The sequence below is a fragment of the Solwaraspora sp. WMMA2056 genome (genome assembly GCF_030345095.1).
Taxonomy (GTDB): Bacteria; Actinomycetota; Actinomycetes; order Mycobacteriales; family Micromonosporaceae; genus Micromonospora_E.
This window is the reverse complement of the sequence record NZ_CP128360.1, coordinates 660,486-671,880: the sequence shown is the minus strand read 5'-3', so window position 1 is coordinate 671,880 and position 11,395 is coordinate 660,486. Positions and strand designations below refer to the sequence as shown.

At 67.7% G+C, this 11,395-nt stretch carries 11 protein-coding genes; 4 read left to right on the top strand and 7 right to left on the bottom strand.

Annotated elements, in window-relative coordinates; all coding sequences use genetic code 11:
* Nucleotides 1-87 precede the first annotated feature (87 nt).
* The 3 genes from O7608_RS03115 to O7608_RS03105 form a co-directional block, all read right to left on the bottom strand.
* Entirely contained in the window at nt 88-570 is a 483-nt protein-coding gene (locus O7608_RS03115) for a hypothetical protein (RefSeq protein WP_289208552.1), read from the bottom strand.
* Nucleotides 571-662: 92 nt separating this feature from the next.
* The gene (locus O7608_RS03110; RefSeq protein WP_289208551.1) at nt 663-908 is read right to left on the bottom strand and encodes a hypothetical protein; all 246 of its coding nucleotides are present in this window, start codon (nt 906-908) and stop codon (nt 663-665) included.
* A 26-nt stretch (nt 909-934) separates the two neighbouring features.
* Complete coding sequence (locus tag O7608_RS03105; RefSeq protein ID WP_289208550.1) at nt 935-1,186, bottom strand: hypothetical protein; 252 nt, start codon at nt 1,184-1,186, stop codon at nt 935-937.
* A gap of 355 nt (nt 1,187-1,541) precedes the next feature.
* On the opposite strand from O7608_RS03105, the gene O7608_RS03100 reads away from it, so the two are divergent.
* The 4 genes from O7608_RS03100 (at nt 1,542) to O7608_RS03085 (ending at nt 3,251) form a co-directional block, all read left to right on the top strand.
* Nucleotides 1,542-2,324, top strand: coding sequence for a helix-turn-helix domain-containing protein (locus O7608_RS03100; RefSeq protein ID WP_289208549.1), 783 nt, complete (start codon nt 1,542-1,544; stop codon nt 2,322-2,324).
* Complete coding sequence (locus O7608_RS03095) at nt 2,315-2,500, top strand: DUF397 domain-containing protein (protein WP_289208548.1); 186 nt, start codon at nt 2,315-2,317, stop codon at nt 2,498-2,500. The genes O7608_RS03100 and O7608_RS03095 overlap by 10 nt, the downstream gene beginning before the upstream one ends.
* Nucleotides 2,501-2,769: 269 nt before the next feature.
* On the top strand, nt 2,770-2,952 hold the full coding sequence (locus O7608_RS03090) for a hypothetical protein (protein WP_289208547.1): 183 nt from the start codon (nt 2,770-2,772) through the stop codon (nt 2,950-2,952).
* Nucleotides 2,953-3,020: 68 nt separating this feature from the next.
* On the top strand, nt 3,021-3,251 hold the full coding sequence (locus O7608_RS03085; RefSeq protein ID WP_289208546.1) for a DUF433 domain-containing protein: 231 nt from the start codon (nt 3,021-3,023) through the stop codon (nt 3,249-3,251).
* Nucleotides 3,252-3,259: 8 nt separating this feature from the next.
* On the opposite strand, the gene O7608_RS03080 is transcribed toward O7608_RS03085, so the two are convergent.
* The 4 genes from O7608_RS03080 to O7608_RS03065 are packed head-to-tail and all read right to left on the bottom strand — an operon-like array spanning nt 3,260 to nt 11,307.
* Nucleotides 3,260-6,475 carry a type I restriction endonuclease subunit R gene (locus O7608_RS03080; protein WP_502959170.1) on the bottom strand — a complete coding sequence of 1,072 codons (3,216 nt, stop codon included), beginning with the start codon at nt 6,473-6,475 and terminating at the stop codon, nt 3,260-3,262.
* A gap of 25 nt (nt 6,476-6,500) precedes the next feature.
* On the bottom strand, nt 6,501-7,634 hold the full coding sequence (locus O7608_RS03075) for a restriction endonuclease subunit S (protein ID WP_289208544.1): 1,134 nt from the start codon (nt 7,632-7,634) through the stop codon (nt 6,501-6,503).
* On the bottom strand, nt 7,631-9,244 hold the full coding sequence (locus tag O7608_RS03070; protein ID WP_289208543.1) for a class I SAM-dependent DNA methyltransferase: 1,614 nt from the start codon (nt 9,242-9,244) through the stop codon (nt 7,631-7,633). The genes O7608_RS03075 and O7608_RS03070 overlap by 4 nt, the downstream gene beginning before the upstream one ends.
* Before the next feature lie 20 nt (nt 9,245-9,264).
* Nucleotides 9,265-11,307 (bottom strand): SAM-dependent DNA methyltransferase, encoded by a 2,043-nt coding sequence (locus O7608_RS03065; protein WP_289208542.1) that lies wholly within the window; start codon nt 11,305-11,307, stop codon nt 9,265-9,267.
* Between the last annotated feature and the right edge of the window lie 88 nt (nt 11,308-11,395).

Here is an 11,395-nt window from a genome sequence, read left to right as displayed (position 1 = left end):
GCCGGAGGTTGAGCGTGAAGATCAGTTGATGTAAATGCGGCCTTCTGCCGGCGTGTCGTCCGTATTTACATCAACTGATCATGGAGTTCACCGGCTGCCGCTGGGGGCGGAGCCGATTACCAGGAAAGTGCTCTCCGGCCACACATAGGAGTCGGTGTCACCGGGCTCGGCCGGTCGGAGGAAGACGATCCGCACGAGGCGGGGCCACCAGCGGGTCGGCTCCGACCAGGAGCACTGGACCTGCCGGTCGCCGGTGTCGGCGCAGTCGCCGACCTGTTCCCAGCCGTCGAGCTGGCCGGCGACGTCGGACCGGACCTGGTCCCAGGTGGTGGCGGCCGGCATGGCGTAGGTCGCCACCTGCGGTGCGCCGCGTTCGCTGCGCAGGTCGGTGGCGACTTCAGCGGTACGGTTGTCGACGACCGCCTCGTACTCGCCTTCGGGCAGCGCCGTCGACGCCCCTGCCGGTGCCGTGACGGGGACCGGCTCGCCGGCGGTCGTCCAGCGCACCCCGGCCACCGCTGCCGCACCGAGCACGAGGACGGCCCCGGTAACCGCAAGAATGACTCGCACGGCCCGGAGTCTAGGAACACCGGTCCAGCCGGCGCGGCACCCTGCACAGCCGGTCGGTCAACCGGCCGACCTGCCGGTTGCCCGCTGGCTGGTCACGCCGGGCTGGGCAGCAGGACCCGGTAGCCGACGGACTGGCCGTACGTCATCAGTGGGCGCAGGGTCGGGACCAGCTCGGTCGGCTCGGACGCCCAGTGGCGTCCCCGGTTGCGTTCCATCCGCCGTTGCCGGATCGCCGCCTGCTCGCGCCGCAGGTGGGCAAGCCGTCGGGATGCCGTGGAGCGACCGGAGTGCCAGTCCCGCCAGCGCAGCCACCAGTCGCGAATCATTTCAGTGATCATTTCTTCTCCTTGATCAAACTCAACTGTCAGCGCCTGGGTAGTCGGTACAGCCCGCGACGCTGCACGAATATCTCCCGCCGTTCGGCGGCATTGCCGTAGCCGTCGATCACGTACCCGGTGATCCAGATCCAGCCGTCGTACGTCCACTTCCGGTCGACCGAGATCACCCGCATCCGGAAGGCTCGGCCGTCGGCGAACTGCACGCTCGCTTCGCGGCCGATCAGCAGGACGTCTCCCGGTTTCGGCTCGGGTGTGGCGACCAGGCGGCTATCCGCCACGCCGGCACAACGGCCACGTCGGACGGCCGCACACCGGGCACCACCTGGACTTGACCTTGAACGACCACAGCCCGGCACAGAAGCCGAGCAGCGCCGCCCCGACAACCGCCCCGAATCCCAGCATCGGTATCCCTTCCGGCCGCACCGTGGCCGCCATTGCGATCATGAAAACTCCGTCACTCGCGTCGATGGGACCCCGGGGAGCAATCCAGCCGGGGGGACTCCCCGGGGTCAATTTCCACCCTGGACTCTCAGGCCCGACAAGAGCAAGATGCCAACAGGGCAACGGAAAGCCGCCGGCAGTGGTCCGGCAGCCAGTGGACAAAGTCGAGTGATTTGGGGGACGTGAAGACCTATGTCTGCGAGCGAGTATCTGGTAATAGAGCTACGCCGCATCCGGGAGTCGCTGGGGCTCACTCAGGAGTCGTGGGCGGAGCGCGTCCACTTCTCGGCAAAGCACGTGGGCTCCATCGAGCGCGGTGAGCGGCCGGCGCTGCCGGACTATCTGGCCTCGGTCGACAAGGCGTTCGGCACCGCGTTGATGAAGTTCTACCGGGAGTTCGTCGTCGGCGAGCGCACGCCGGTCTGGTTCCGGCCGTTCAGCGACCACGAGGGCGGTGCGACGCTGATCCGGGCGTTCCAGCCGCTGCTGATCCCCGGCCTGCTGCAGACCGAGGCGTACGCCGAGGCGGTGCTGACGGCGTACCGGGTGCCCGAGGAGGCGGCGGCGATCGCGTTGACCACCCGGATGGGTCGGCAGGCCATCCTGCGGCGGGAGAAGCCCTGCCAGCTTGCCGCCGTCATCGACGAGAGCGTGCTGACCCGGCGGGCCGGCAGCCCCGAGATCATGCGGGAGCAGTTGACCGCACTGGTCGAGGCCTGCCAGCGGCCGAACATCCAGGTGCAGGTGGTGCCGTCCGAGGTGGGCGTCTACCCGGGGATGGACGGTCCGTTCGTGCTGGCCAACGTCGATGGCCGCACGGTCGGCTTCCTGGAGGGGCACCTGGACGGCCGGGTGGTGGAGGCCCCGGACCACACGGCCGACTTGGAGGGCACCTGGGAGACAATCCGGGGGTACGCTCTGCCGCACCACCAGAGCCTTGACCTGATCACGAGGACGGCTGAGAAATGGACCTGAGCACCGCCCCCAGTTGGCGTACCAGCACTTACACCGATTCTGGCTCCTGCGTCGAGGTGGCCGACAACCTGCCCGGCCGGGTCCTGGTCCGGGACACCAAGGACCGCAGCGGCCCGATGCTGACCTTCGGCCCGGCCGCCTGGCGTTCCTTCGTCGAGCTGGCCAAGCAGCACTGACGGCCTGACGCCTACCCCGGCGCGACAGCCGGCGAGCGCCGGCCCTGCTTCGGTAGGGTCGGCGCTCCCGCATCGCTCGCCGGGCGCAGCGAGGCTTCCGGGCGACAGTTTCAACTTTGAAATCGCGGTTGACGCAGCAGCTTCTCGGGAGCTGCCCTTGATCGAGTGCCTTGGCCTGGCAGTTGGTCGAGAACATCCTGCGGTGCTGGCTCGGTGGGCGGGACTACGGGGAGGCGTGCAGCGGTGGCCCCCGGTAGTAGGTTCGGCGGGTGACGCCCGACGAGACCGCCCCTGAGCCGCTGACGGCAGCGCAGCGCTTGGCGGCTGCCCTGGGCCAGCCGCCGCTGCTGCCGCTGAGTGCGGATGAGTTTGCGGAGTTGGAAGCGGCGCAGGACCGCGCGGACGCCGACGCTGAGCTGATCTGGGGCGTACGGGGGTGGACAGCGGCCTGAGGCTGCGCCCACCACGGCGCTCCGGTCGGTTCAGGGCCGGTCGGGTCACCACGAATTACGATGCCGTCATGAACTTCGAGCGGATCACCGTCAATCCCGCTCAGATGGGTGGGGCACCCTGTATCCGTGGGCTGCGCATCCCGGCCTCGACGGTGGTGGCTATGGTCGCGGACGGCATGAGCCCGGACGAGATCGTCTTGGAGCTGCCGGACCTGGCCGTTGATGACGTCTGGGAGGCACTGCGCTTCGCGGCCGAGGCTGTCCGGGAGCGGAAACTGCCGTTGCATCGCGCGGCATGAGGTTCCTGTCAGCGGTTGGCGGATCGGCCGTTGGGAGCCCACTCGTCGGCGAAGGTTTCCATCTGGCGGATCACCAGGTCGACAGCGGCCCGCTCGTGGTCCGGCGGGTAGTCGTAGCGGGCCAGTAGGCGCCGGATGTGGCTGCGCAGCTTGGCGCGCACCGGCTCGCGGGAGAACCAGTCCACGGTGATCGACGACTGGATCGACTTGACCAGCTCCCGGGCGATATCGGCGAGGGTGCCGACCCCCATCAACTCGGTAGCCGCCTCGTTCTGCGCGACGGCGTCGTAGAAGGCCAGCTCGGCGTGGTTGAGCGGCGGGTCGAACCGCTGGCCACGGCGGGCGTCAGCAGACACCTCCTTGGCCAGCGCCACCAGCTCGACGATCAGCTGCGCGCTGGTCAGCTGCTGACGCATGTAGCGGCTCATCAGGTCTTCGAGCAGGGCGGAGAAGCGCTCCTGGCGTACCACGTTGTGTTTGGTGACCTCGCGCATCTTCTGCTCGATCAGCCGGCGCAGCGCGGACACCGCCAGGTGTGGGGTTTCCGAGTCTTGCAGGCGCTGCAGCGCTACCCCGTTGAGGTCGGTGATGTCGAGCCGGCCGAGCCCGGCTTCCTCGTAGATGTCGGTGATATCGGTGGCGTCGACCACCTGGGCGGCGAGATGGGCGAGGTAGCGCTCCACCTCGGCCGTGTTGGGCAGCCCTTTGGCTTCTCGGTCGGCGGCCTCCTCCTTGACGATCCAGACCCGGACGTCCCGGAAGAACGTGATGTCGCGGCGCAGCCGTTGGATGTCGCCGGCCCGCTCGACAAAGTCACGGCTGGTGGCGCAGAGCGTGTAGAAGCGCTCCAGCCGGCCAGCCGAGTCACGGAACCGCTGGTGCAGCGGCTTGGTGCCGGGCTCGACGGCGTTGCCGGGGGTACGCGGGTCGCGCAGGTAGTTGGCGGCCTTCCGGATCGCCCGCACCCGGCGGATGTGGTCCTTCTCGTTGTCGAGGATCGCCCTCCAGTTGATCGGGGCCAGCATCGCTTCGATGACGGCGATCTCGTTGTGTACCTCGCCGATGGCCCGATCGATCTCCCGGCCGAGGGTCTGGTCCTCCTGGTCGCGCCGGCTGTACTCGGTGAGCGCCTTCCGCAGGTTCTCGGTCAGCGGGGCGTAGCCGACCAGCAGGCCGTCCTGCTTGCCCCGGAAGCGGCGGTTGACCCGGGCTAGGGCCTGCATCAGGTTGGCGCCGCGCATCGGCCGGTCCATGTAGATCGTGTGGATCGGCGGCGCGTCGTAGCCGGTGAGCAGCATCGAATGCACGATGAGCAGCTCCAGCTCGTCGTCCGGGTCCTTCGCCCGAGCCTGTACGGTCTTGAGCTGCGACGGGCGCAGGTGATGCGGGCGCAGCAGCTCGTCGTCGCTGGGCACCCCATGGAAGACGATCTTCATCTTGCCCTTGTCGACGGCCGGGTCCGCCCAGTCGGGCCGTAGCTCCTTGATCGCGTTGAAGATGCGGACGCAGATCTCCCGGGTCGCGCCGACCAGCATCGCCTTACCTGGCCCGCCGAGCTGCGGCTCCATCAACGTGCGCCGCTCCTCCCAGTGCTCGACCAGGTCCTTCGCCAGGGTCTCGACCCGGTCCGGGGCACCGTAGATCGTGTTGAGCGTCGCCACCTTGGCTTCGGCTTTGCGTCGCTCCCCGTCGTCCAGGCTGGCGGTGAGCTGCTCCACCTCCTCGTCGATGGTGTCCGGGTCGATGTCCGGTGGCAGCGACACCGGGATGATCCGCGGCTCGTGGTAGACCCGCACGGTCGCCTCGTCGTCGACGGCGCGCTTCAGGTCGTACACGTCGATGTAGTCGCCGAAGATGGCACGGGTGTTGACCTCGGCGGTGGAGATCGGGGTGCCGGTGAAGGCGATGAACGTCGCGTGCGGCAGCGCGTCGCGCAGGTGCCGGGCATAGCCGTCGAGGGTGTCGTAGTGGCTGCGGTGCGCCTCGTCGACGATCACCAGGAGGTTGCGGCGGTCGGACAGGAGCGGATGCGACCTCCCGGCCTGCCGTTCCTCCTTCGTCCGCCCGAACTTCTGCAACGTCGTGAAGATGATGCCGCCGGCGTTGCGGTTGGACAGCTCATCCCGCAGCGCAACGCGGGTGTCGACCTGGACCGGCTCCTGGCCGAGCAGCATCTGACTCTCCTGGAACGTGCCGAAGAGCTGATCGTCGAGATCCGTGCGGTCGGTGAGCACCACGATCGTCGGGTTCTTCAGGGCCGGGTGCCGGGCGGTCATCGCCGCCGTGCAGACCATCTCCTCCGACTTGCCGGAGCCCTGGGTGTGCCAGACGACGCCCGCCTTCCCGTCACTCTGCGCCGCATGCACGATGCACTCGACGGCCCGGATGACCGCGAAATGCTGGTGCGCCTTGGCGATTCGCTTCGTGTCCGAGGTGAAGTTGACGAACCCGGCGGCCAGATCCAGGAAACGCCGCTGGTTGAACAGGCCGTGCAGGGCGACGGACAACGCCTCCGGGCCGTCGTACTCCGGTGAGCTGGTGTCGACCCGCTGGCCTTCGTCGTCGATGTTCCATGGTGCGAAATGCTCGTAGGCCGTGAACGGCGTGCCGTACTTCGCGGTGATCCCGTCAGAGACCAGGCAGAGCACGGCGTGCCGGAACGCCAGCGGGAACTCCGCGAGGTACGTCTGAAGCTGGGCGTGCGCGCCGGGCAGGGTGGCGTGCTCGTCGGTGGCGTTCTTCAACTCCACCATGGCGACCGGCAAGCCGTTGACGTAGAGCACGATGTCGAAGCGTCGCCGGAAGTCGCCGTCGATGACCAGGACCTGGCTGATCGCCCGGAAAATGTTGCGGCCGGGGTCGTGCAGATCAACCAGCCGTACGGTCGGGTTGTGCTCGGCACCGAACGAGTCGGTGTAGACGATCGACCGGATGCCGTTGACCAGCCGCTCGTGCGCTGCCCGGTTCTCGGCGAACGCCTCCCGAGAGGCCACGTCGGTGGCGGCCCGCACCGCGTCGGCGACGGCGCCCTGCGGCAGCGTGGGGTTGAGCAGCTCGACCGCTGCCCGCAGGTCCTCGACGAGCACCAGGTCGGCCCAGGTCTGACGCTGCCCCGACCCTGGCGCGAAGTCCTTGCCCGCACCGGGCTCCCACCCGAGCTCCCCGAGCTGCTCCAGCGCGTGCGACTCCCAGTCTGCCTCGCCCATCCGCCCGTCCCACCCCATCACAAACCCTCCCCAGAGTCTTGACCTAAACGGCTTCCTCGACGACCTTCTCCGCGTCCTTCACCCGCAACCGCCCCGACATCAACTCCGGCAGCAGTGCGTCGCGCAGCTCTGCAAGCGCTCTTGATTCGCTCAGGGCGGCATCCGCTCTGTCTTCGAGATTTGACAGTCGCTGTGCCAGTCCCTCCGTGTTACTCGACGGGATCCTGATCGGGAGAGAAGCTAGCTTGGTGCGGCCAAGCTCAGTTTGGCCGGTTGAACCTTCTCCTAGTGATTCGATTTGAGGCTGAGCTGCGAGGATGGCAAAACCACCGACGATCGCCGGGATTTGCGGGATCATCCTGATGATGGTGACATGCGAATCGGCGGTTGCCGTTAGATTCTGCGACCAGATGCCCACTCGGCCCAAAGTTCCAACGCCGGTAGAGTTGACCAAGACGTCATGCCTCTGCAAGATTCGATCCTGCTTGACGCGATCGGCTTCAGCTAGTCGCGCTGGTTCGGGAGTAACTCGCCCGCCTCGAACGCACTTTTGGTTAATCACGGCGATCCCTGACGGGTCGTCCGTGTACTTCGGTGCTTGACCTCTAGTAAGTACCTCGGAGATCTCCCCAATGGACTTTACTTGAAACGACTCATTGATGCTTGATTGATAGAGGGCTACGCCAAGATTGCGCGACGTTGTGGCAATGTGATCGTTGCCTGCAATTTTTCTATCTAGGGTGCGGACAATCTTGGTGATCGCATCCTGATTGATTTTGCTGGGTAAGCTGAGGCGAATGCTGTTTAGTGCCGATTGTGTTAGCTTTGGTTGAGTGGATCCCGTCAGGTAGCCGGAGATGTCTAGCTGTTCAATGGCGTATGCGAGGTAGTAGGTGTTCGCTAGTTCGTTTCCCTGTAGTACGTGTGCATGATTGTTCGCCCAAAACTTCCCGGTTGCAATCATTGCTATGGGAGTCTTCCTGGTTCGGAGATTCTCCCCATCTTCTGCAACTAGCAGGTACTCCCCGTCGAATAGATAACCGGCGACTTTGTCTACTATGCCGGACGCGCCATAGTAGGGATACGGTCCTGCGGTGCGTTCGGCGGCCTTTATGGGCTTACGCTGCCGGTCAAAGTTGACGGTCACGTCACTGAGCAGAAACTCCTGGAGGATCAACGAAGCTCCCCGAGTTGCTTGCGAATAGCCTCTTCGAGGCGGGTGGACTCTTCGAAGTGGGCGTACAGCTCTTTGGTCAGGCGGTCGATGCGGTCGGCTAGTGGTTCGGCGTCCGGGTCCTCTTCGACTTCGGCAGCACCGACGTAGCGGCCAGGGGTCAGCACGTAGTCGTGGGCGGCTACCTCGTCGACGGTTGCCGAGTAGCAGAAGCCGGGCACATCCTCGTACTTCTGGTCCTTGGTCTTGGCCGACCTGGTGCCGCGCCAGGCGTGGTAGGTGTCGGCGATCTTGGCGATGTCGTCGTCGGTGAGGACGCGTTCGGTGCGATCGACCATGGTGCCGAGTGCGCGGGCGTCGATGAAAAGGATCTCGCCGCGCCGGTCAGTCAGCGCCTTGGCGCCCTGTGGCGTCTTGTCCTTGGTGAGGAACCACAGGCAGGCGGGGATCGCGGTGGTGCGGAACAGGTTCGGCGGGAGGGCGACCATGCACGCCACCAGGCCCGCGTCGACCATCGCCTTGCGGATCTCGCCTTCGCCGGACTGCTTCGACGACATCGAGCCGTTCGCCAGGACAATGCCGGCGCTGCCCCGGTCGCCGAGCTTGTAGACGATGTGCTGCAGCCAGGCGTAGTTGGCATTGCTCTGCGGCGGCGTCCCGTAGCGCCAGCGCGGGTCGGAGTCGTTGCGGGCCCAGTCGCTCATGTTGAACGGTGGGTTGGCCATGATGAAATCGGCCCGCATGTCCGGGTGTTTGTCGTCGGCGAAGGTGTCGGCCCACCGGTCGCCGGTGCCGACCGGGTCCATGCCGTGGATGGCGAGGTTCATCTTCGCCAGCCGCCAGGTGCGCTCGTTCGCCTCCTGGCCGTAGATGGCGATGTCGTGGGTGTGCTCACGGCCGGCGCGGGCCTCGACGAACTTCTTCGACTGCACAAACATGCCGCCCGAGCCGCAGCACGGGTCGTAGACCCGGCCGGAGTAGGGCTCCAGCACCTCGACGATGACTCGGACCACGCTTTCCGGCGTGTAGAACTCGCCGGCCCGCTTGCCTTCGGCGCGGGCGAACCGCTCCAGGAAGTATTCGTAGACCTCGCCGAGGACATCCTGCGCCTTGCGCTCGCCGTGGCCGGTGAAGCGGGCGTCGCTGATCAGGTCGACCAGCTCCTTCAACCGCTTCTGGTCGACGTTGTCCCGGTTGAAGATCTTCGGCAGTACGCCGGTCAACGCCCGGTTCTCCCGCATGATCGCGTCCATCGCGTCGTCGAGCAGCTTGCCGACCCCGGACGGCGCGTTCTCCACCAGGTAGTCCCAGCGGGCGTTCTCCGGCACCCAGAAGACGTTCGCGCTGGTGTACTCGTCCCGGTCGTCGAGGAAGGCGGCGCGTCGGCTCTCCGGGATGTCGGACAGGCTCTCCGCGATCTGGTCACGGCGCTCGGCGAACGCATCCGAGACGTACTTGAGGAAGACCAGGCCGAGGACGAACTCCTTGTACTGCGCGGCGTCCATCGATCCGCGCAGCTTGTCGGCGGCCTTCCACAGAATGTCCTGGATCTGCTTGGTGCTGGACATGCCGGGCAGCTCGCCCTGTCCGCTGGCACGTTTGCGTGGGGGCACTGTGTGTTCCGTTCTCTCGATCAGAAGTTCGTACCGTACAGAGTCGTCAGGGTGCCGTCGGCGAAGCCGGTCACGGCGAGTTCGCGTAACTCGGCCAAAAGACTTGCCTGCCGCCGCAGGAGGCGTTCGCGCTCCGCCAATCGGCGCAGCATGTCGTCCAAGCGGGCCACCTCGTCGGCGGCCAGGTCGGGGATCGTGGCGTCGCGCAGCCGTGGGCCGCGCACCGCGCCGGGGCTGCGCGCGGTGTTGCGGGCGGTGCCCAGCAGTGCCGCCAGGACACGCGGGGTGAGCGGATCGCCGGCGGCGATGCGCAGTCCGGCGGCCGGGCGTTCGATCACCGAGAAGCCGTCGTCGTCCACCATGACCCCGAACCGGGGCGTGGCGGTCACCACCAGGTCACCCGGCTCGGTGAGCGCGACCTGCGGATACTCCGCAGCGAGCGTGAGCCGGTCCATCCACCGGGTCGACGACCCCGCGAGCACCTCCGCCGGGCCGAGCACCCGGTGGTGACCCCGGCGCCCGATGTGCTCCGGCGACAGCCGGTGCCCGGCGAGCTGGCGGACCCGGCGGGCCCGGCGGAGCGCGTCGACGGACAGCTCCTTCGGCCTGCCGCCGTCGCGCTGGGCCGCGCCGGTGACCAGCTCGCCGTGCTCCTGCGCGTACCGGATGAAGGTTTGCTCCTCGTCGCTCAGGCGGCGCTCGACCTCGCCGATCAGCGCGGGCCGGTCGGCGGCCAGCCGGGCCCGCAGGGTGACCGACGCCGGACCCGGCGGCCGCAGCGCCGCACCCCGACGCAGGTCGAGGCTCGCCAACGGGACGATCCGGCCGGTCCGTGGATCGTGGCCGTCGCTGCGGTGCCCCTCGGCGCGCCACAGGGTGATGTCCTCGGCGGCGGCGTCGACAGTGCGGTGGTCGAACGCGGCACCGCTGAGATCGGCCAGCAGCAGCCGGCCCTTGACAGTCGGGACCGGATCGCGGGTCAGCACCCACATTGCGGCCGGATAGCCGGGCCGGGCCGGATAGACCCCGCCGGGCAGCCGTACGATCGCCTCGACCATGCCGCTGCTCAGCAGCGCCGTGCGGCGCATCACCGCAGGCCCGTCCCGCAGCTCGTCGACGAGGCTGCTGGCCGGGCCGACGATGATGGCGGTGCGGCCCGCACCGAGTAGATCGGCGGTCGCCTCGACGGAGTCGAGGTCGGCGGCAGCGTCACGGCTCTCGGCCGGCCGGTACGGCAGCCGGGTGACGATCAGATCGGGGTCGGCGAACTCCTCGCTCAACTCGTCGATGCTCACGTCGAACTGGAACTCGTCCAACCCCGCCAGCAGCAACCGTCGGCGGATCAGGCGGACGAGCCCGTCGTCGGCGACGGACGCGACGAACTGCAGACGGGCACGGTCCTCGACGTCGTCGAGCAACGCCGTCAGCAGGTCACCGGTGCCGGCGTTGCCGTCGGCGATGGTGACGGGGCGGCCGCTGCGTAATCTGCCCGGCACGTCGGCGACCTGACGGATCAGCGCGACCAGCTCCGGGGTGAGCGCATCCGCCGCCAGCTCCGGCCAGCCGAAACGGTTGGCGGAGCTGAGCAGCAGACGGCAGGCGTGCCCGGCGTCGTACGCACCCTCGATCAGCTGCTCGACCAGCTGGGTCAGGCCGCCCGGCTCGGGCGCGTCGGCCAGCTCGCGCAGCAGGAAATCGCCGTCGGGGTCGAAGCGGCGGGCCAGCGGCAGCAGGTCGGCGGGCAGCTCCCGGCCGGCGAGGTGGCGCAGGCACAGGGCGGCGCTGAGGACGGCGATCGTGCGTCGGCCGCCGTGCCGTCGGGCGTACGCCGTCAGCGTGTGCAGCGTCTGCTCGGCGCGCAGCGTCTCCGGGTCGGCGTGACCGAGCCCGGTGTGCAGCAGCCAGGCGAGGACCGCGTCGGCGGGGAAGAGTGGCTGCTCGTCGCTGCCGGAGACGGGCGCCGGGAAGCCCGGGTGCCGGCGGCGCCAGTTCATGATCGCCGGCTTTCTGACCCGCGCCAACTGGGCGATCTCGCGCTGCGACATCAACGCCGTCTGTTCCATACCTTCACCCCCTCGGCTGCGAAGCCAACTGTAGGAGCCCTCACGTTCCGATGCCTGATAGTGCTTGTTATCCCGGGATAACAGCAAT